We start from the raw sequence: 18818 nt of genomic DNA, 5'->3' as shown, positions 1-18818 counted from the left end.
GCCGGGATCTGATGCGAACGAACATTGAAAGTACGGAGAAAGACAATGCCGAAGCCGCCGTTGCGCGACAAGGTGATGAAGAAGAAGGTCTGCTCCTTCTGTAAAGAGAAGAACACGCAGATCAACTACAAGGACACGACGCTGCTGCGTAAGTACGTCAGCGACCGCGGCAAGATCCGCGCGCGCCGTGTCACCGGCAACTGCGTCCAGCACCAGCGGGACGTGGCCGTTGCCGTGAAGAACTCGCGTGAGGTCGCTCTGCTTCCTTACGTCTCGACGGCTCGCTAAGGAAAGGGAAGACATGAAGCTGATCCTCACTGCAGACGTGGACAACCTCGGTGCGCCCGGCGACACCGTTGAGGTCAAGGACGGTTACGGCCGTAACTACCTGCTGCCCCGCGGTCTCGCGATCGTCGCCACCCGTGGCGCCGAGAAGCAGGTCGACGGCATCCGCCGTGCGCAGGAAGCCCGCGCCGTGCGCGGACTCGACCACGCCAAGGAGATCAAGGCCGCGATCGAGGGCCTCGAGAGCGTCTCGCTGACCGTCAAGACGGCCGGCGACACGGGCAAGCTGTTCGGCTCGGTCACCGCCGCCGACGTTGCCGGCGCCATCAAGGCCGCCGGTGGCCCTGTCGTCGACAAGCGCAGCCTCGAGCTGCCGAAGGCGCACATCAAGGCGACCGGCAAGCACGCCGTGGTTGTGAACCTGCACCCCGACGTCGTTGCCAAGTTCCACCTGAACGTGGTCGCCGGCTAGTCCGACCCACGTTCGCCCTCGGGGCCCCGCGGACCTATGGTCTGCGGGGCCCCGAGTCGTTTGTGGATAACTTTCCGCGCGTTGTGACGGGGTCCCAAGACAAGCGTCCAGTTCGTGTGATCGATCACTGTGATGCAACTCATATTGCGAGGTCAGCGCGTTTCGGCAACACGCCCGGATGCCCAACCCGTGGGACACGCCGAAAGTATTTTCATCCACAGGTGCGTGAATAAGAAAAGGTACGATCACCTGCGCAGATGGGAAGTAGTCACACAGTTATCCTCAGGTTGTCCCCAGGGCGCTAACACTGGTCAACTGCGGTTTCCACAATTCATCCACAGTTGTGTACACAGCCCGTGTTGAACGAGCCGGTCCGGATGCCTAACGTCGTGCGCGCGCGTCCTGCGGCGGCTGTGCCGGACCCCGATTTCGGGGGTCGGGATCAACCTGTCGGTCCGGGCGCGTATGTATTGCGTGTGGACGCACCGGACGGCGTGGCCGACCGGGCGTCGAGGTTTGCGGGAGAGGACGGTTATCGCGTGGCGGTTGTCGATGATCGGGGTCACTCGGACTACTCGGAGCCGGCTGAGCCGCCCCGTGAGGATTTCGGGCGCCAGCCGCCACAGGACATGGCGGCCGAGCAGTCCGTGCTCGGCGGCATGCTGCTGAGCAAGGACGCGATCGCGGACGTGCTCGAGCGGCTGCGGCCCGGCGACTTCTACCGGCCCGCCCACCAGAACGTCTATGACGCGATCCTGGACCTGTACGCCCGCGGCGAGCCCGCCGACCCCGTGACCGTGTCGGCCGAGCTGGAGCGTCGTGGCGACCTGCGCCGGGTGGGCGGCGCGCCGTATCTGGTGACGCTCACCCAGACGGTGCCCACCGCCGCGAACGCCGGCTACTACGCCGAGATCGTCGCGGAGAAGTCGATCCTGCGCCGTCTGGTCGAGGCCGGCACCCGGATCGTGCAGTACGGCTACGCCGGGTCCGAGGGTCAGGACGTGGCCGAGGTGGTGGACCGCGCCCAGGCCGAGGTCTACGACGTCACCGAGCGCCGCACCAACGACGACTTCGTTGCGCTCGAGGAGCTGCTGCAGCCGACGATGGACGAGATCGACTCCATCGCCAGCCGCGGTGGTCTCTCGCTCGGCGTGCCCACCGGGTTCACAGAGCTCGACGAGGTCACCAATGGCCTGCACCCCGGGCAGATGATCATCGTCGCGGCCCGCCCCGGTGTCGGTAAGTCGACCATCGGAATGGACTTCCTGCGGTCCTGCTCGATCAAGCACGGCATGGCCAGCGTCATCTTCTCCCTCGAGATGGGAAAGACCGAGATCGTCATGCGTCTGCTGTCGGCGGAGGCGAAGATCAAGCTCGCCGACATGAAGTCCGGCAAGATGAACGACGAGGACTGGACCAAGCTGGCGCGGCGGATGAGCGAGATCAGCGAGGCGCCGCTGTTCATCGACGACTCCCCCAACCTGACCATGATGGAGATCCGCGCCAAGGCGCGCCGGCTCAAGCAGAAGCACGACATCAAGCTGATCGTGCTCGACTACCTGCAGCTGATGTCGTCCGGCAAGAAGGTCGAATCGCGTCAGCAGGAGGTCTCCGAGTTCTCCCGAAGCCTCAAGCTGCTGGCCAAGGAGCTCGAGGTCCCGGTGGTCGCGATCTGTCAGCTCAACCGTGGTCCCGAGCAGCGAACCGACAAGCGCCCCATGGTGTCCGACCTCCGCGAGTCCGGCTCGCTCGAGCAGGACGCCGACATGGTCATGCTGCTGCACCGGCCCGACGCCTTCGAGCGGGACGACCCGCGCGGCGGAGAGGCCGACATCATCCTGGGCAAGCACCGTGGTGGTCCCACGGCAACGATCACGGTCGCGCACCAGCTGCACCTGTCGCGGTTCGTGGACATGGCGCGGGGCTAGCCCTTTTGCGTCGTGTAGGTCCCGGAGCTAGTTGGCCTTTTCCGGGCCTATATGTCCAGCACTTGTGTTGTCGCCGAGCGTGCGGGGTTTTGGGGAAGCCGAAGCCGCAGTCGGGTGCCGCCCAGCGGACTCTCGGACAGGTCGGCGGTGCCGCCGTGCAGTGCGGCCTGTTGAGCGATCAGCGCCAGACCGAGCCCGGAGCCCTCGGCATGCGCGGTCGACCCCCGGGCGAATCTGCCGAACAGCGCCGCCCGTTCATGCTCGGGAATGCCGGTGCCGTCGTCGTCCACCGTGATGTCGACGCCCTGAGCACCGCTCGCGGCGAGTGTGATCCGTACCCGGTCCGCGTTGCCGTGGCGGACGGCCATTGGTGATCGCGTTGTCGAGCACCAGTCGCAGCCCGGACGGAATGCCGCGCACGACCATCACATCCGGACCGCACAGTTCGATGTCGACGTCGGGCAGCCGGCGCGCCGACTCTTGCACGCAGCGATCGGCGAGTTCGACAAGGTCGAATTCCTCGTGGTCGGCGGCGTCGGACAGTTCGCCCACGGCCAGTCGCTCGAGGTCCGCGAGCGTCGTCTCGACCTCACGCTGCGTGACGAGCAGGTCGCGCACGACCTCGGTGCGCTGCTCATCGGACAGTGGCATCGTTGCGAGCACCTCGAGATCGGTGCGCATCGAGGTGAGCGGCGTGCGCAACTCGTGCGCGGACACCGCGGCGAAGTCGCGGGCGGACCCCAACGCATCCTCGGTCCGCTTCTGTGCCACGGCGATCCGGTCGAGCATCAACCCGATCGCATCCGAGAGCTCCTCCGCCTCCCGTGCTCCCCGCACATCCGGCCGCCGCGCGCCCGGATCGCGGCCGATGGTGTGCGTGGCGGCAGCGAGCCGCTGCAATGGCCGCACGGCGCGGCCGGCGAGCAGCCAGCCAAGCCCCGCCGCCACCGCGATCGCCACCCCCGCGGCCGCCGCGACCTGCCACTGTTGTTTCCGGATCGCCACGGTCAGTGCATCCTCCGGAACGGAGACGGCAACGTAGGTGTCCGCGGCACCGCTGACCGGGACGTCGCGGGCACGTACGGTGGTCCCGTCCACAGATTCCGTTCGCAGTGTGTCGGGTTCGGCGGCGTGGTCGCCGGGTGCGGTCACCGCCGGTTCGGGGAACGTCGTGCTCGGGAGCACCGCGGTCGTAACCCCACACCAGGCGCATCAGCTGCGTCCGGCTGAGCACGATTCCCGTGTTCTCGGCGAGCACACCGAGCAGGTCGAACTCGCGTTTGGTCAGGTCGATTCGGTGTCCGCCGACGTGGGCACGGCGCCCCGGCAGGTCGACCTCCAGGGCTCCGACGCTGACGATGCCTGCCGGGGTCGGTGTGCGGGGTGCCCGCCGCAGCAACGCGCGCAGCCGCGCCACCAGCTCGCCCAGCTCGAACGGCTTGGTCAGGTAGTCGTCCGCGCCAGCCTCCAGTCCCGCGATCCGGTCGCCCACCGAGCTGCGGGCGCTGAGCACGCAGATCGGCACCTCGTTGCCCATCGCCCGCAGAGCGGTGACCACACCGACGCCGTCGAGCCCGGGCATGTTCACGTCCAGCACGAGCGCGTCGGGGCCGGTGGCGACCACAGCGCGCAGCGCGGAGGCCCAGTCGTGCGCGGTCTCGATCTCGAAACCGGACAGGCGGAGCCCCCGCGTCAGGGATGAGAGGACCTTGGAGTCGTCGTCGACGATCAGGATGCGGGCGCTGTCAGTCACCTGATCCATCGTGCCCGAGCGCGGTACAGCGAGGCCCTGCCGTCCGCGGGCACGCACCGGCCAGCAGGCCTGCAGGCCTGCACCGCGAGTGTGACGCCGCCGTCCTACCCGTCCGTGCCCACGGGCTGCCTAGCCCTCGCCGCGGGTCTCGGCGGGGGTTGTGGCCGTGGCCTCCGTCACGGTGAGCTCACCCTTCGCGACCAGCGCGTCGATCTCCTCCTGGCTCAGTTCGGGGGCGATCGAGGCCTCCCCGATGGTCGGTGTGTCGGACTGCGTGGCCGGGACGGGCTCCGCGGCGGGGGTGCCGACCGAGGTCGGTGCGGTCTCGGAGAAGGAGCCGCTGGCCCAGGCAATGCCGGGCACAGCGATCGCGGCGGCAGCAGCGATTCCGGCGGCGACGATGGCTGCTCGCCGACGGGTGGGGGTGTTGGCGATGATCTTGCGCACGGGTGATCTCCTCGTTCGGGTCGTGGCTCTGGTGGCCTCGACATCAACGAACTTATGAGCGGAAAACTCGGCGTTGCTTAGCGAAGTCTTAGAGGTTGGTTAGAGAGTCGTGCCCCGTACAGGTTCCGCGCTTGCGGGTGCAAGAAGCGACCCTTGATCCCGGTGCGCAGCAGCGCATTTCCTGTGATGCCGACCGGGCACGCCCGTCGCTGGTCCACCAGGTCCGGGGGCGGGTGAGGCACGATCCCGAGCCGGGACCCTCCTCATCGACAACGGAACCTGCTTCAACTCCTTTTGGCCGGGCAACGCTCCCACGGGATTCAGCTACCGGCCGTGGACGCCGACCACTGCCGGTACCCACATGATTAGTGTCACCCAGAACGACAGGCCGGGGTCGGAGACCGTCACGATCAATCCGTGCCCCCACGACGCCCCGGTGCCGACTCCGGAGACGCCAGGGTGCGGGAGCGGCGGTAGCCTCGCCGCCTTCAACTTCGGCAGGCTGGGCAGGATTCTGACAGCCCGGGCCACGAACCGGAGTAGCACAGGGTGAAGGTGCGCTGGCGATCGTTGCCAGGGTGCCCGACGGGGTGATCCTTGGATACCCGGTTCCCGAGGGGCCTGCGGAAAAGGACATCTGCAGCCGGAATTTCGGGGACAAACGTCGTGGAACTTCTTGAAAGTCGCAGGCCGATCGGACAAGTAGATCCGGAACCTACATTTGCAACACTGCTTGTAGCTTCCGGATCTAGTTGGCCTTTTCCGGACCCAGATATCCCGCACTTGTCATGATTCCAGCCTATTTGTCCCTTGGAACTGCAACTCTTCCTATGTCGGCAAGCCAACGAGGCGATCGTCATTGTCTTCCTTGCGGAGGGATGCGAGAAGGCACAGTATTCCGGGCATGGGATTCTCGCTGATCTTTGTCCGCGTCCAGGGAGACGAGAAGCGCGACGCGGATCGCGATGCCGTCGCCGCCTTCCTCGAGGCGCGCGGCCTGCGCGCGATGGACAGCGACGGCCAAGGTTCGCTTCTGGTCGATGCGGACGGGCAGGCGCTCTTGTTCGACGGCCACCGGACCGACCTGTACCTCGACCCGCTCGATCAGGAGGAGCCGCTGAGCGGTGGGATCGATCACGCCTCGCTGTCGGAGGAGGAGACGACGTTCATCTATGAGCTGTGCGTCGCGGCGGGATTCCTCATCGTCAATCCGCAGGGCAACCCGACCTATGTCGTCGCCGGCGCCAACCATGCCCCGGGAGACGTTCCGGATCAGGAGGACATGGACTGGGTGAACAGCGCTGCCGAGCTGCGGCAGGCTCTCGCCGGCAAGTTCGACGACTTCCGCGATTGGCGTGACCGCGTGGTCGCGCAGTACTCGGACGGGCGGGCCGACGGCGAGTAGCGAGCGCCAACCCGGCGGCGTACGGCGGCTACTCGATCCGGGGATCCGCCGTCCCCGGTCGCTAGGCTGTCGCAAATGTCGATGAACTTCATGCTGGGCTTCGTGCCGAACACCGACCTCTCTGCCTTCGGCGTGGACGCCGACTCGACCATCGACTTCGACGACGCGAGCCGCAGCACCGCGGCCGGCCCGTCGGCCGCGCAGGTCGGCGCGCACGTGGTGCTCGTGGATCCCGGTCTCGATCTCCAGCAGCTTCCGCAGCTCTCCGAGCCGCCCGCGGGAACGGTGCTCGTCACCCTCGGTGGCACGAGCGACGTCTACGTGGTCCAGTCGTTCGGCGACGACCCCCGCCTCCGAGTACTTGCCGAGCGCGAGGTCGCCGAAGACCTCGGCGCCCCGATCGACGCCGAGGCGGTGTTCGAGACCGAGGACGACCCGGAGGACGCGCACCTGGAGTTCGTCTGCCGCCTCGCCGGAATCACGGTCGGGGAGCTGTGGAATCTCGAGTGGGCGCCGCTCGCGTCGGGTAGGGGCGGGTTCTTCGGCCGTCTCTTCGGTCGCTGAGGCTCAGTGCGGATCGCGCTCAGGCACGCGGCCGGGGTCTGCCCGCGGTAGTCGGCGCGAGGCGGCGATCACCTCCCGGATGACGCGGTGATGAGTCGAATTCCCGGTTGATTCGGTGCATTCCGGCTTGACCTTCACGTAGCGGCAACTTCTACGGTCGAAGACGAGGCCGGACGGACCGGCCTCACGGAAGATGGGAAGCGCCATGAGCTGGTCGATCGCGGATGTGGCGAGGATGTCGGGCGTCACCGCCCGCACCTTGCGGCACTACGACGACATCGGACTGCTCGAGCCCGCCTACGTGGGCACCAACGGCTACCGCTACTACGAGGATGAGCAACTGCTGCGCTTGCAGCAGATCCTCGTCCTGCGCGAACTCGGCCTGGGCCTTGCCGAGATCGCCGAGGCGGTCGACTCCGAGCCGGACACACTCGCCGCCCTCAAACGGCAGCACATCCGCCTACTCGGAGAGCGCAACCGCCTGGCGCGGATGGCCGACACCGTGGCGCACACCATCGCCGAACTCGAAGGGAAGACGGAAATGACAGTCAAGATCAATCGCCCGGAGAACCTGTTCGAGGGCTTCGACAACACGCAGCACGACGACGAGGCCCGCGAACGCTGGCCGGAGGAGTTCGAACAGTCTCAGCGCAACGCCGCGACGATGACTGCCGAGGACGTCGAGCGCATGCAGCGTGAGATGACCGCGGCGATGATCCGTATGGCCGAGTTCATGGCCGCCGGCACCCCGGTCGTCGACGTGGCGGTCCAAACGGAGATCCACACGCAGTACCAGGGCATCTGCCGCTTCTGGACCCCGAACCGGGACGCGTACAAGTGTATGGGGCAGATGTACGTGGACGACGAGCGGTTCAAGGCGAACTACGAGAAGATCGCCGAGGGCCTGGCCGAGTACCAGCGGGACGCGATGGTCGTCTACGCGGACGAGCGGCTCGGCGAGTAGCCCTCGGCCCGGAAGCCCGGGGTATCCCGGAGAATGCAGCGTCCCCTCCGCGGCCAGTGCGGAGGGGACGCTCCCATTGTCTCGGCAATCAGGCCGGAACCGACGGCGTGGGCCGTCGACATCTGGAAACCCATCATCTCCCGTCCTGCAATGCGTCCACTCGGCCCGTAACGCCAAGGCGCTCAGCAGAATCGGCAAACACGCCCCCGAACTTTTGTCGCCGTCGTCTGAGGCGGTTACTTGTCATCGGGTGCGTCGGAATCGCGCACCGTATAGCCCTGTTCGCGCAAGATCTTGATGACCTCGGCGAACGACGAGATCCAGTGGTGCAAGGGCGGAGGCAGCATCGGCAGCGGCAGCGCCGGTACCGGCCGCCTCGGATTCTGACCGCCCGGGCCGCGAACAGGAGCAGCATATGAGCACAAGCAGCAATGCCCGCCGAATCGGCTGGGGCACAGTCTGTTTGAGGGCGGCAGCCGCCACGGCCGGGCTCACGGCGGCGACCACGTCGGCGGATTCGATCATGACCATCAACACCCCCCGCCGGTGGCTTCGTGGTGGGTACCGGCGTGTACATCGATGGGACGGTTTCCCCACGGTGCTTTATCTCCCGTGGGAGCGGGTGACCTTCCGTGACAACGGGACCTAGTCCGGGAGCCCATACCGACCGTGTGCCTCGGCATCGAGGGCCGGCGCCCCTCCGCCCCAGAACCATGCGGGTGGAGGGACGGCAACGATCGCTGCTCAGGTGCCCGAGAGGGTGATCCTTGGATGCCCAGTACCCGAGGGCCTGCGGAATAGGACATCGGCAGCCGGAATTTCTAGGGCATTTGCCGTGGAAGATCTTGAAAACCGCAGGCCGATCGGACAAGTAGATCCGGAACCTACACCCACTGCCGCGGACACGGAAACTTGAGATAGAAATCGGACATTTCCGGATTGTTGAGACAAGGCCTCGGTCGCCATCGCCCGAATCGCGAGGGTCACGAAATCGAAAGATTGTGTGAGGGCGTTCTCGGGGGGTCGGTTGGCCAAGTCTGGCTCTGGGACGTTGTGGTGAACTTGGGACCGAGTGGAAGTGGGTCCTGGATAGGGAGCCCTCGCAAGATCAGCGTGCAGGACGGGTAACCAGGACTAGTTGATGGCAGTTGACTGACGTATCCGATCGGCTCGCTCACCGGAGTCCCGCTCTGTTTGCTGATCGTCAAACAGGACAGTCAGTAGGGGTCTTCGTCCATACGTTTCCACCCGGCGATACGCGCCCGGCACAGCGCCTCCAGTGCCTCGTGCTCGGCGCGCCAGCGGGCATGATCTTGCGCTGTTCCTGGCCACGTCTGTGAGCGCCGATCTACCTCGGCACGGAGTGTGTCGATGGTGCCGCCATGCCAACATCCGACCGATAAGTTGTGGCCGGCGGCGGTGCGGGTGAGAGTCGCGGTGACGGACTGGGAGCCGATGGGATATACGACGAGGATGTCCTGGCGCTCGGTGACAGTTGCTCGGCCGTGCACCTCCGCGCGGCCGGATACCCGCGCGTCGCCGGACACGTCCGCGTTGCCGTACACGCTGGCATTGCCTTCGACCTCCGCATCGCCGAATATCCTCGCCTCGCCATGCACCGTCGCATCTCCAGACACGTCCGCGTTGCCGTACACGTTGGCGTTGCCGTACACCTCGGCGTCGCCGTATACCCGCGCGTCGCCGTGCACCCGCGCGTCTCCGGAGACCTCCGCGTTGCCCGACACCCTCGCGTTGCTCGAGACCTCCGCGTTGCCTGAGATCTCCGCGTTGTCAGATACCGACGCGTCGCCAAACACCCTCGCGTCGCCTGACACCCACGCGTACCCAGACACATTGCGCTCGCATTCAACCCATCCTCCGACGTCGCCCTTGCGGACGCAGTACCGTGTCATGTCGCGTGTGGCGCGGATGCGATGCAGGTTGTGGCCGAAGTAGTTTCGCGTTTCGTCGGTCAGCTCGAAGTGCTTGCCGGTCATGTCGTCCTTCGCTTCTGGTCTCAGTCCCCACGCACAGCCGGGGCACAAGACGACTCGCTGGCATGAGGAGGCTGGCGGTGAACATTCTCCCCGGGGCCTCCATTCCGCAGCTCTCGAACCCGTGTCGCGTTCAGCGATCGTTAGACAGGACGGCCGGTAGAAGGGGAACCCGAGAGTTCAAGCGCCCTCGCGGCCACCGCCAGTAACGATGCGCCTGCCCCAGCGGACATACAGACTGTCCGTTTCTTTCGCAGGGGGTAGATCTGAATGAAGCGCTCATTTCTCGTCCGAGCTGGCGCAGTGGCCGTCGGACTCGCGGCGCTCGGCGCGGGTGTAGCGGCGCCGCAGGCGAGTGCGGCGGAGGCGTACGTTCCGCCGCCCGGGTACGAGCTGAACATGAGGTGGTTCAAACTGCCGTGGGAGCCCAGCAGGTCGTGGGACAACAACTCGAACCTGCTCAGTCCGTTCGGCACTATCGACATCTACTGCTACACCTACCCGGGGGCCGTGACCGGCCCGCTTCCGCTCGACTGCTTTCAGCTCGATCCGTGGCGGCAGACCCATCAGGTGATGCGGGTCCCGTTCTCGCAGAACTTGCACACCATCAATCCGGTCCCGACCCCGCCTGGCCTGCTCCCAGGGACGCTGGGATCGTCCTGACACGTGAAGCGCCCAACCGTAATCGGTTGGGCACTTCACGGTTCGCCCTGAGCGCCGCGGCCGGAATTCTCTCACCAGCTCCGGCACGGTCGTCTATGACTCTCAGGGTGCCGTCAGCCGTCCTGTCCGGCGATCGTCAAACAAGGACGCACGTTGAGGCCGCGAATCCGGGGCGTGCACGGGTGGAACCGCTACTGGTATGCGAGGCGGAGTACCGCGAGCATACCGGCGGAGCCTTCGTCATCCGAGCTGGAAGGGGCTGCGCGACAAGGCACCCGGGGAGGTCAAAGTGCCATGCCCGGGGCATGCCCGGGGCGTCCATGGTCAGCCGACGCTCGCATAGAAGGGCTCGAGTCCCGTCAGTAAATCGTCGATCAACGCGGCAACAGCGTCCACCTCGTTCAGGTGGATCACCTTCCGTGTCGTCGTCGGCTTGTCGAGCTTGTAGGTGAGTTCGGTGTAGGGATGCTTCGACATCCCCATGTAGACGCAGTACGGCCGATCTTCGATCCGGGTGTAGGTGACGTCGATGAAGAGCTTCCCACGAGTCGCCGAGAAGACCAGTTCCACGTCGTGGTGCGCAGCTTCTGTTTCAGTCAGATTGTTGACGACAACCGTCCAACTGGAGAGCCGGAGAGGAATCAGGTCCTTGTTGAGTGGGTTGAGGAACCGGAGGAGCAGGCCATAGATGGCCTCGATGTCGTGGCCGGCTGCGATCGTCGTGTGGACACTCCTGTCTTCGTCGTACATCCATCGGCCCAACGATCTCGACAGCAGAATCTGCTCGAGCGAGTAGCCGATGGCTGCGTTCTCATAGGAGAGGGAAACCGTCTCGCCGGTGATGCTGTTCACCGCGGTGAACAGCACGGTGTCATCGAACGGCACGTCCTGTGCGTTGTAGTGCTCGTCGACGAACGCATTGGAGTCGACACTCCACCCGCCGTCGACCTGGATCCCTCTTGTCCTGCTGATCTTCGTCACCGAGCTCCCTTGAGTCCGTCCTGCGTCCGCGAGCGTAGCGGCGCCCGGCGCTCTCCACGGCTGCATCGACGGTCCCACGCCTAGGGCATGCGGCGGGCGGCCTGCTCAGCGATCGTCAAACAGGACACAGGTTCACGAGTGTTCGTTGTGATGACGGGTCAGCCCGCAACAGATAGCAAGTGAAGGCTTGCAAACCCTGGTTCGTCTCACCATGTGGGGCGACTTCTATCTCATCCGCATTGTTATCTCAGGTACTCGTCTCAGATTTCCGCGTCAGCGGCACCCACTGCCGCAGACACCGAATCTTGAGACAGAATTCGGACATGTTGAGATGTTGAGACAAGAACCTGGGGTTTTGTGATCCGATGAGACGGACGCATCCCGAATGATCTCGAAGTTGTTCTGGTGCGGGCTCAGCACCACCAGCGCCTTGCCGTCACCAGCGCACGGCTGCGCAGCCTGCGCCTGCGCGAGCAGTTCGAGTTCGTCCTCGAAATCCGCGAGGCCTCCGGAGAGACTGAACAGTCCGTAGTCCATCGCCAGGACCACGGCCTGCTCACTGATCTGACTCGCGCTGCTCATCTCTCGATTGTCTGTGAACCTCAAGCGACGTGCTCGTACACAGCTTGCTCAGTGGCCAGCATTCGCGAAGGCGTGCGCCTCGCTAGAGCTGGATGCCGTCGTCAGCGGCGTCGTTCGCGGCTGCGAGCATGGCCTGGAGTAGTGCTGGCTGAGGTTCGCTATGCCAGGGTGCTGGCGATCGAAGACTGTCGCGCCGTCGGGGAGGGCTCCGTCAGATTCAGTCATGTCGCGATCGGCATCGGTCCGCGTATCTCTGGTGCCGCCTACCTCAGACCCGCACTGCACCAGGTCCAGTCGTCCCCGATGGCGATGCCGACCGGTCTACGACGATCCCGACGGTCATAGCGAAGATGACGAGGACCAGGCCGACAATGGTCGGTCTGGGAGTCCTGCGGGTCTTCGGTCGTGCTGCGGTCTGGCCCATACTGCTCAATCAAGGCAATGCGCTGTTGCCAGCCCGAAGGCGATTTTTGATACGCCGGCGATATACGCGGCCGCCTAACATGGCGAGCATGCGTGTGTTGGTCGTCGAGGACGAGCGGTTCATGGCGGAAGCCATCCGCGATGGGCTGCGCCTGGAAGCGATCGCGGCCGACATCGCCGGTGATGGGGACACTGCCCTGGATCTGTTGGGCGTCAACGCCTACGACATCGCCGTCCTCGACCGTGATATCCCCGGCCCCTCCGGTGACGAGATCGCCCAGCGCATCGTCGCTTCCGGTGGCGGCATACCAATCCTGATGCTCACTGCCGCGGACCGGATGGACGACAAGGCCTCCGGGTTCGAGCTCGGTGCCGACGACTACCTCACCAAGCCGTTCGAGCTGCAGGAGCTCGTGCTCCGTCTCCGGGCCCTCGACCGCAGGCGCGCGCACAGCAGGCCGCCCGTGCGGGAGATCGCTGGTCTGCAGCTGGACCCGTTCCGTCGCGAGGTCTACCGGGACGGCCGGTACGTCGCGCTGACCCGGAAGCAGTTCGCGGTGCTCGAAGTTCTCGTCGCTGCCGAGGGCGGTGTGATCAGCGCCGAGGAGTTGCTGGAGCGGGCGTGGGACGAGAACGCCGATCCGTTCACGAATGCCGTGCGCATCACGGTCTCGACGTTGCGCAAGCGGCTCGGCGAACCGTGGCTGATCGCCACGGTGCCGGGGGTCGGGTACCGCATCGATACCGAACCGGACGCCAGAGGCGGCGGCGACGGTGGATAGAGCGCCTGGGTTGGGCGTTCGCCTCAAACTCACTCTCAGTTATGCCGGGTTCCTCATGCTCGCCGGTGTCTTGCTCCTTGCGGCGGTTTGGGTCTTCCTGCTGAGAGGGCGGTCAACGAATTTCCAATTCCCTGATCTGGCCGACTTTGCCCGGGTCTTCGACCCGAGCAACTTCGGTCCCGTGGTGTTTGTCCCAGCAGCGATCTTGGCGCTCGGGTTCTTGCTGGTGTTCGGCCTTGTCGGTGGTTGGATTCTCGCGGGCCGAATGCTTGCCCCGTTGACGCGCATTACGCGCGCCGCGCGGGAGGCGGGGAGTGGCTCGCTGTCGTACCGGATCGAACTGGAGGGACGCAACGACGAGTTCCGTGAACTTGCCGATGCCTTCGACGCCATGCTCGCACAGCTCGAAGCACGAGACGCCGCGCAGCAGCGATTCGCCGCCAACGCCTCCCACGAGCTGCGCACCCCGCTGGCGATCACACAAACCCTTCTCGATGTCGCCCGCAACGATCCGAACCGCGACGGCGGCGAGCTCGACGAACGCCTCCGCGCTGTCAACGCACGGGCGATCGAGCTCACCGAGGCATTGCTCCTGCTCAGCCGTACCGACCAACGGTCCTTCAGCCGAGAAGACGTCGATCTGTCGCTCATCGCGGAAGAAGCCGCCGAGACGCTCCTCCCGTTCGCGGAGAAGCACGGCGTCAGCATCGAGACCTCGGGGGACATCGCGCCGGTCATCGGCTCACACGCACTCTTGCTGCAGTTGACTACGAACCTTCTGCACAATGCGATCGTCCACAACGTCCCCGAGCACGGCAGCGTGCAGATCAGCACCGCCATCGGCCCCGAGTCCGTCATGCTCACGGTCGAGAACACCGGCGACAAGCTCAGTCCACAGTTGGTCTCGACACTCACCGAGCCGTTTCAGCGCGGCACTGCTCGCACCCGCGGGGACGATGCGAGGGTGGGCCTTGGCCTGGCGATCGTCAAGAGCATCACTCAGGCACACGACGGATCCCTCACGCTCAGCCCCCGAGCTGCCGGCGGGCTCTCCGTCGCAGTGCGACTGCCCGCCGCTCAGCGACGACCGTAAGCACGTGCCGGGCCAGCAGCGAACCCACGTCGGGTGCGCCGGTGGCCAACGCATGAGCCGACATCACCGCTCTCCGCTCGGTATCGGCGAGCAGCGGGATCAGAGTGGTTTCGATCCATCCTGCGTTGAGATCGGAATCGTCGACGATCACTGCCCCGCCGGCAGCAACGACCGCCTCGGCGTTCAAGCGCTGCTCACCGCCGCGCAGCGGCAGCGGCACATAGGCGGCCGGTAAGCCGACAGCGGCGAGTTCGGCGCACGTCATCGCCCCCGAGCGGCAGATCGCGAAGTCGGCTGCGGCGTAGGCGTACTGCATCTCATCGACGTACGGGACGACGACGTAGGGCGGGTCGCCGGGGTCGCCGTCGGGCGGCTCGACCATGCGCTGTGGCCCGGTGATGTGCAGCACCTGCACGCCGGCCGCCCGCAACGCTGTTACAGCGCCGGCCACGGCGGCGTTGATCGCTTGAGCTCCCTGCGAACCGCCAGTGACCATCAGTACCGGCTCGTCCAGGCGCAGGCCGAACCGTTGCCGAGCCGCCTCGCGCAGCGCGGCCCGGTCGAGCCTGGTGATCGCCGGCCGCAGCGGGATGCCGATCGCGCTGGCGTGAGCCAGGTGGACACGGGGCGCGGCGGTAAATACGTGGGTCGTCATCCGGGCCGCCAGTCGGTTCGCCACTCCAGGCCGGGCATTCGCCTCATGGACGACGATCGGTATTCCCCGCTGGCGTGCGGCAAGATAAGCGGGCATGGCCACGTAGCCCCCGAAGCCCACCACGACCTCGGCCCGCACGCGGTCGAGTACGGCTCCGGTCGCCCGGACGGAGTCGCGCAGTCTGCCCGGCGTGTGCAGCAGGTCGCGGCTCAGCTTGCGCGGCAGTGGCACGGGCGGGATAAGTTCGAGTGAATAGCCGCGGGCAGGGATGAGCGTGGTGTCCAGGCCACGGACAGTGCCGAGCGCGGTGATCTCGGCCGTGGGCTCCAGCAGGCTCAGCGCGTCGGCGAAGTTCATCGTGGGCTCTATGTGCCCGGCCGAATGGCCGCCCGCGACAACGACGCGCGGTGCGGGTTCGCCAGCCAGCATCACGATGCCCCTCTGACCAAGATTCCTCGGTTGGCATGAAACCGCTCGAACACATGCATGGGCAGCGATGCAGAGTCTGAATTGTGGGAGTAGCCCGACGGATTATGAAACCGCACCACTCCATCATCGACTGCATAGATCAGCACAAGATGGCCTCCTCGTCGCGGCTCGTAGGTGTTGGGATCGCGAATCTCGGGTGATACCGAAGCGATCATGACCTGCCCGGGCAGCAGCTCTCGGGCCGATACCTGAATCGGGGTGTGCTCGACCAGTTGGCAGTCGAATCCGAATTGTGTGCTGACCCACGCCATGAATGGCCTGTAGAGCAGGCCGTGGACCTTGCCCGAAGGCTCCACCACATAGCAACCCCACTCGACGGCCAGCGCAAGGAGTTCGCCCATCGACAGTCGGACGTCAGTCCAGCCGTGGAGCAGGGACTGGAGACACGCCAAGCCGCAGACCTTGCGGGACCAGAACAGGTACTCCTCGCTCGAGGGGTATCCGTCGGAGGCCCAGTCGTACAGTTTCGATGGATCGGTGTGTCGCAAGAAGACCTCCAGCCCCGATGGGCGTGTGCGCCGCATCACGACCTCGTCGTTGGTCGCCAAACGCCCCCACTGCGAGACACAATGGAGACCCATCACGTGATCGGAAAGTCGAAGTAGACATCTGGATATGGTTCGCGTTTCAGCGTGTAGTGCCACCACTCGCAGTCGTACCGATCAAATCCGCAGTCCTCCATGATGGAACGAAGAAGCTCACGATTCTTGGACTCGATTGGCTTGATTCCTCGCGCTCGATGACGTGAGATCGGGTCCATGAGGTCGTGGTCGCCACCCATAGGAGCAAGTTCACCGGTCGCAAGGTGATAGAGCGTCAGGTCAACGGCGCCGCCCCTACTGTGGCCCGACTGGGTTGCCACGTATCCCTTTTCGAGCATCTCGGGTCTGTCGATGTTGGGATAGTGCCGCTGCTTCGTCTGGCCATCCTCCGGCTGTTCTGACCAGCGTAGGAAGCTGTCGACGGCGCGTCGAGGACGATAGCCGTCCCAGAGAAGCAACCCGAAGCCGAGGGAAGCTGCCTTCTCGCGTGCTTGCTCAAGGGCCGCGCACAAAGCCCGGGTGCCGACGATCCGATTCGCGAGGTAGCCGTCTACCGGTTTGCCGGTGAAGTTGTCCCACGTGGCGTACTTGGCATCCCAGCGGACTCCGGGCACCCAGTCGTCGACGTAGACGAAGTCGTCGTTCATCGCTTCTTCCCGTGCATTGTCATCGAGATGAGCCGGTCGATCACGTCGGAGATCGGCAGCCCCGCGGCGGCCATCATCCGCGGGTACCGGCTGTACGACGTCATGCCGGGCATGGTGTTGACCTCGTTGAGGACCACCCGCCCGTCGTCGGTGAGGAACATGTCAACGCGGGCAAGTCCCTTGCAGCCCAGGGTGCGGTAGATGACCTTGGCGGTCTCTTGGACGAGCCGGCGCGATTCGTCGGAGATGTCGGCGGGAACGATGAACGTCGAGTTCTCCGATCCCGTTTCGGGTGAGTCCTCCTGGTGGATCCTGAAGAATCCGTGCGAGAGGTCGACGCGGTCTACCTCCCCAGTGATCAGGCCGAATAGTTCACCCATGACCGCGCAGCCGATCTCGCTGCCGGCCACGGCTTCTTCGATCAGGACCTTCGAGTCGTACTGTCGCGCCGCGCTCAGCGCGTTCGGCAGCTCGTCTTCACGGGTGACCTTGCTGACGCCGAAAGATGAACCCGAACGGGCCGGCTTCACGAAGACCGGATAGCGAAGATGATCGGCGTCGACCTTCTCGTTCTCCGCGACAACCCAAAAGGTCGGCGTGGCGATTCCCGCGCTCTTGGCCACGGTGTAGGCCAGGGCCTTGTCCATGCACACAGCCGAGCCCTGGATGTCGCAGCCGACGTAGGGGATGCCGGCGAGCTCCAACAGGCCTTGGATCGCGCCGTCTTCGCCGAGCTTGCCGTGAAGTACGGGGAAGACGAGGTCGAGGCGCACGGTTTCGTAGCCCCCCTGCTCCATGACCAGCAGGCCGTGCACACGTCGATCGGGTGACAGCACGGCGGGACGGGCGCTGCGATTCTCCCAATCCGCGTCGGGGCCGTCACAGAGCTTCCACTCGCCGCCGGTCGTGATGCCGATCCAGAACGGTTCGTACTTCTCCGTGTCGAGATTTCTTGCCACCTCTCGCGCCGACTTGATGGAGACGGGATGTTCTTCGGAAGCCCCTCCGAAGATGACCCCGACCTTCAATCTGCTCATGCTGTTCTCCCACTTTCAAAGTTGAGGCAGTTGACGAGGCTGTTTTCGACGGTGTCGTTCAGGGCGTGGTCTGTGTAGTAGGCGGAGTGCGGACTGATCAGCACATTCGGCAGGCGCTGTAGCCGCACCAGGGCCTTGTTCTCGATGAGCTTTTTCCTGCAGTCGGCGTAGAAGATCCCTTCCTCTCCTTCGACGACATCGAGCGCCGCGCCGCCCAACCGGCCGCTCTCCAAGGCGGAGAGGAGGGCCTCGGTATCGAGCAGCGGTCCGCGACCCGTGTTGACGATGTACGCGCCGTGCTTCATCTGGTCGATGCGTTGGCGATCGAGGAGATGGTGTGTGTCCGCGGTGAGTGGAGTGTGGAGCGTGACAATGTCGCTCTGCCGCAGCAGTTCATCGAGCGGAACGTAGTCGGCGGAGGCGTGAGGCCCGCTGTCATGTGCCAGCACTTGGCAGCCAAATCCCTGCAGCCGGTCGATGACTGCTGTGCCGATGCGCCCTGTTCCGATCACCCCGACGGTCAAGTCGCGCAGCTCCCTGCCGCGCGTCTCATTCAGCCGGTAATCATGCGTATCGGCGCGGCGGACAATTGATTTCGCGTGGCGTACGGTCATCAGCATCAACATCAGTGTGTAGTCGCCCACGCTGTCGGGCGAGTAGTCGACGTTGCCGACCGAGATGCCGATGCTCGCCGCGAATTCCACGTCGATGTGGTCGTACCCGACGCTTCTGGTGGAGATGTACTCCACTCCGACTCGGCTCAGCGCCAGCAGCGTGGAGTTGTCGATCTGCGTCTTGTGGCTCACGCTGATGCATCGGTTGCCACGCGCCAGTTCAGCGTTGGTTTCACTGACCGCTTCCTCGGTGATGCTTGGCGTTAGCCCGAGGCGGGGTCCCATCTCGCGGAACAAAACGGCTTCGTCGTGACCGCATCCGAAAACTCTGACCCCAGTGGTCGGGACGGCCGAGGGTGACGAATCGTCGAGCGCTCGGACGCGTCGCTCCGCGATCACTTCGCTGTCGATCAAACCCAGGTCGCTGTAGGACATGCCGAAAGTCAAGACAACGCGGTGTTGCCAGCGTGTATGCAATTTTCGATATGCGGACGATAT

Annotated in this window: 21 protein-coding genes and 1 pseudogene; 9 read left to right on the top strand and 13 right to left on the bottom strand. The window is 65.1% G+C overall.

Annotated elements, in window-relative coordinates:
- The first annotated feature begins 45 nt into the window (after positions 1 to 45).
- The 3 genes from rpsR (at position 46) to dnaB (ending at position 2685) form a co-directional block, all read left to right on the top strand.
- The gene (rpsR, locus tag ABIC28_RS07105) at positions 46 to 288 is read left to right on the top strand and encodes a 30S ribosomal protein S18 (protein WP_027502095.1); all 243 of its coding nucleotides are present in this window, start codon (positions 46 to 48) and stop codon (positions 286 to 288) included.
- A gap of 13 nt (positions 289 to 301) precedes the next feature.
- Positions 302 to 757: a 50S ribosomal protein L9 gene (gene rplI, locus ABIC28_RS07100; protein WP_097210829.1), complete on the top strand. Its 456-nt coding sequence runs from the start codon at positions 302 to 304 to the stop codon at positions 755 to 757.
- Between the two features lie 539 nt (positions 758 to 1296).
- Positions 1297 to 2685 carry a replicative DNA helicase gene (gene dnaB, locus ABIC28_RS07095; RefSeq protein WP_077043362.1) on the top strand — a complete coding sequence of 463 codons (1389 nt, stop codon included), beginning with the start codon at positions 1297 to 1299 and terminating at the stop codon, positions 2683 to 2685.
- Positions 2686 to 2732: 47 nt separating this feature from the next.
- Here dnaB and ABIC28_RS07090 read toward each other — a convergent pair whose 3' ends face one another.
- The 4 genes and pseudogenes from ABIC28_RS07090 to ABIC28_RS07075 form a co-directional block, all read right to left on the bottom strand.
- On the bottom strand, positions 2733 to 3053 hold the full coding sequence (locus ABIC28_RS07090) for an ATP-binding protein (RefSeq protein ID WP_209928062.1): 321 nt from the start codon (positions 3051 to 3053) through the stop codon (positions 2733 to 2735).
- A complete protein-coding gene (locus tag ABIC28_RS07085) occupies positions 2941 to 3783 on the bottom strand; it encodes a histidine kinase dimerization/phospho-acceptor domain-containing protein (RefSeq protein ID WP_354578160.1) in 843 nt (280 codons plus the stop codon). Before ABIC28_RS07085 ends, ABIC28_RS07090 begins: the two co-directional genes overlap by 113 nt.
- A 1-nt stretch (position 3784) precedes the next feature.
- Positions 3785 to 4447, bottom strand: a pseudogene (locus ABIC28_RS07080) (response regulator transcription factor); the annotation flags it as partial.
- Positions 4448 to 4567: 120 nt separating this feature from the next.
- Positions 4568 to 4885, bottom strand: coding sequence for a hypothetical protein (locus ABIC28_RS07075; protein WP_209928064.1), 318 nt, complete (start codon positions 4883 to 4885; stop codon positions 4568 to 4570).
- 904 nt (positions 4886 to 5789) lie between these two features.
- On the opposite strand from ABIC28_RS07075, the gene ABIC28_RS07070 reads away from it, so the two are divergent.
- Entirely contained in the window at positions 5790 to 6290 is a 501-nt protein-coding gene (locus tag ABIC28_RS07070; protein ID WP_354578157.1) for a hypothetical protein, read from the top strand.
- Between the two features lie 75 nt (positions 6291 to 6365).
- Positions 6366 to 6854, top strand: coding sequence for a hypothetical protein (locus ABIC28_RS07065; RefSeq protein ID WP_354578155.1), 489 nt, complete (start codon positions 6366 to 6368; stop codon positions 6852 to 6854).
- Positions 6855 to 6857: 3 nt separating this feature from the next.
- On the opposite strand, the gene ABIC28_RS07060 is transcribed toward ABIC28_RS07065, so the two are convergent.
- Positions 6858 to 7103 (bottom strand): hypothetical protein, encoded by a 246-nt coding sequence (locus ABIC28_RS07060; RefSeq protein ID WP_354578153.1) that lies wholly within the window; start codon positions 7101 to 7103, stop codon positions 6858 to 6860.
- Here ABIC28_RS07060 and ABIC28_RS07055 point away from each other — a divergent pair.
- On the top strand, positions 7090 to 7818 hold the full coding sequence (locus ABIC28_RS07055; protein ID WP_245221102.1) for a MerR family transcriptional regulator: 729 nt from the start codon (positions 7090 to 7092) through the stop codon (positions 7816 to 7818). The genes ABIC28_RS07060 and ABIC28_RS07055 overlap by 14 nt on opposite strands.
- 1217 nt (positions 7819 to 9035) lie before the next feature.
- Here ABIC28_RS07055 and ABIC28_RS07050 read toward each other — a convergent pair.
- A complete protein-coding gene (locus ABIC28_RS07050) occupies positions 9036 to 9815 on the bottom strand; it encodes a polymer-forming cytoskeletal protein (RefSeq protein ID WP_354578151.1) in 780 nt (259 codons plus the stop codon).
- A gap of 267 nt (positions 9816 to 10082) precedes the next feature.
- Here ABIC28_RS07050 and ABIC28_RS07045 point away from each other — a divergent pair, with 267 nt between their 5' ends.
- Positions 10083 to 10475: a hypothetical protein gene (locus ABIC28_RS07045; protein WP_354578149.1), complete on the top strand. Its 393-nt coding sequence runs from the start codon at positions 10083 to 10085 to the stop codon at positions 10473 to 10475.
- 324 nt (positions 10476 to 10799) lie between these two features.
- Here ABIC28_RS07045 and ABIC28_RS07040 read toward each other — a convergent pair whose 3' ends face one another.
- The gene (locus ABIC28_RS07040; protein WP_269588816.1) at positions 10800 to 11534 is read right to left on the bottom strand and encodes a hypothetical protein; all 735 of its coding nucleotides are present in this window, start codon (positions 11532 to 11534) and stop codon (positions 10800 to 10802) included.
- Between the two features lie 195 nt (positions 11535 to 11729).
- Positions 11730 to 12038: a hypothetical protein gene (locus ABIC28_RS07035; RefSeq protein ID WP_097210856.1), complete on the bottom strand. Its 309-nt coding sequence runs from the start codon at positions 12036 to 12038 to the stop codon at positions 11730 to 11732.
- Positions 12039 to 12550: 512 nt separating this feature from the next.
- Between ABIC28_RS07035 and vanR-O the strand changes: the two genes are divergently transcribed.
- Both vanR-O and vanS-O read left to right on the top strand, forming a co-directional pair.
- Positions 12551 to 13243 (top strand): vancomycin resistance response regulator transcription factor VanR-O, encoded by a 693-nt coding sequence (gene vanR-O / locus ABIC28_RS07030; protein ID WP_077043363.1) that lies wholly within the window; start codon positions 12551 to 12553, stop codon positions 13241 to 13243.
- Positions 13236 to 14336, top strand: coding sequence for a vancomycin resistance histidine kinase VanS-O (vanS-O, locus tag ABIC28_RS07025; protein ID WP_097210857.1), 1101 nt, complete (start codon positions 13236 to 13238; stop codon positions 14334 to 14336). The genes vanR-O and vanS-O overlap by 8 nt, the downstream gene beginning before the upstream one ends.
- On the opposite strand, the gene ABIC28_RS07020 is transcribed toward vanS-O, so the two are convergent.
- From ABIC28_RS07020 to vanH, 5 genes are read right to left on the bottom strand one after another with little or no spacing between them, the layout of a single operon-like run.
- On the bottom strand, positions 14269 to 15420 hold the full coding sequence (locus ABIC28_RS07020; RefSeq protein ID WP_354578146.1) for a UDP-N-acetylglucosamine--N-acetylmuramyl-(pentapeptide) pyrophosphoryl-undecaprenol N-acetylglucosamine transferase: 1152 nt from the start codon (positions 15418 to 15420) through the stop codon (positions 14269 to 14271). The genes vanS-O and ABIC28_RS07020 overlap by 68 nt on opposite strands.
- On the bottom strand, positions 15420 to 16028 hold the full coding sequence (locus tag ABIC28_RS07015) for a hypothetical protein (RefSeq protein ID WP_209928073.1): 609 nt from the start codon (positions 16026 to 16028) through the stop codon (positions 15420 to 15422). Before ABIC28_RS07015 ends, ABIC28_RS07020 begins: the two co-directional genes overlap by 1 nt.
- Positions 16029 to 16060: 32 nt before the next feature.
- On the bottom strand, positions 16061 to 16669 hold the full coding sequence (gene vanX, locus ABIC28_RS07010) for a D-Ala-D-Ala dipeptidase VanX (protein WP_097210860.1): 609 nt from the start codon (positions 16667 to 16669) through the stop codon (positions 16061 to 16063).
- Positions 16666 to 17706, bottom strand: coding sequence for a D-alanine--(R)-lactate ligase VanO (vanO, locus tag ABIC28_RS07005; protein WP_097210861.1), 1041 nt, complete (start codon positions 17704 to 17706; stop codon positions 16666 to 16668). Before vanO ends, vanX begins: the two co-directional genes overlap by 4 nt.
- Positions 17703 to 18755 (bottom strand): D-lactate dehydrogenase VanH, encoded by a 1053-nt coding sequence (gene vanH, locus ABIC28_RS07000; protein ID WP_097210862.1) that lies wholly within the window; start codon positions 18753 to 18755, stop codon positions 17703 to 17705. The genes vanO and vanH overlap by 4 nt, the downstream gene beginning before the upstream one ends.
- Positions 18756 to 18818 lie beyond the last annotated feature (63 nt).

Source organism: Rhodococcus sp. PvR044, from assembly GCF_040548995.1.
Taxonomy (GTDB): Bacteria; Actinomycetota; Actinomycetes; order Mycobacteriales; family Mycobacteriaceae; genus Rhodococcus_G; species Rhodococcus_G oryzae.
The sequence above is the reverse complement of the archived record's forward strand: the minus strand, read 5'-3'. Positions and strand labels throughout refer to the sequence as shown.

Excerpts from the sequence above, each read along its gene's own strand:
- rpsR (WP_027502095.1), top strand. The coding sequence starts at position 46 with ATGCCGAAGCCGCCGTTGCGCGACAAGGTGATGAAGAAGAAGGTCTGC.
- rplI (WP_097210829.1), top strand. The coding sequence starts at position 302 with ATGAAGCTGATCCTCACTGCAGACGTGGACAACCTCGGTGCGCCCGGC.
- ABIC28_RS07090 (WP_209928062.1), bottom strand. The coding sequence starts at position 3,053 with ATGGCCGTCCGCCACGGCAACGCGGACCGGGTACGGATCACACTCGCC.
- ABIC28_RS07070 (WP_354578157.1), top strand. The coding sequence starts at position 5,790 with ATGGGATTCTCGCTGATCTTTGTCCGCGTCCAGGGAGACGAGAAGCGC.
- ABIC28_RS07065 (WP_354578155.1), top strand. The coding sequence starts at position 6,366 with ATGTCGATGAACTTCATGCTGGGCTTCGTGCCGAACACCGACCTCTCT.
- ABIC28_RS07055 (WP_245221102.1), top strand. The coding sequence starts at position 7,090 with ATGTCGGGCGTCACCGCCCGCACCTTGCGGCACTACGACGACATCGGA.
- ABIC28_RS07050 (WP_354578151.1), bottom strand. The coding sequence starts at position 9,815 with ATGACCGGCAAGCACTTCGAGCTGACCGACGAAACGCGAAACTACTTC.
- ABIC28_RS07045 (WP_354578149.1), top strand. The coding sequence starts at position 10,083 with ATGAAGCGCTCATTTCTCGTCCGAGCTGGCGCAGTGGCCGTCGGACTC.
- ABIC28_RS07035 (WP_097210856.1), bottom strand. The coding sequence starts at position 12,038 with ATGAGCAGCGCGAGTCAGATCAGTGAGCAGGCCGTGGTCCTGGCGATG.
- vanR-O (WP_077043363.1), top strand. The coding sequence starts at position 12,551 with ATGCGTGTGTTGGTCGTCGAGGACGAGCGGTTCATGGCGGAAGCCATC.
- ABIC28_RS07020 (WP_354578146.1), bottom strand. The coding sequence starts at position 15,420 with ATGCTGGCTGGCGAACCCGCACCGCGCGTCGTTGTCGCGGGCGGCCAT.
- vanX (WP_097210860.1), bottom strand. The coding sequence starts at position 16,669 with ATGAACGACGACTTCGTCTACGTCGACGACTGGGTGCCCGGAGTCCGC.
- vanO (WP_097210861.1), bottom strand. The coding sequence starts at position 17,706 with ATGAGCAGATTGAAGGTCGGGGTCATCTTCGGAGGGGCTTCCGAAGAA.
- vanH (WP_097210862.1), bottom strand. The coding sequence starts at position 18,755 with ATGTCCTACAGCGACCTGGGTTTGATCGACAGCGAAGTGATCGCGGAG.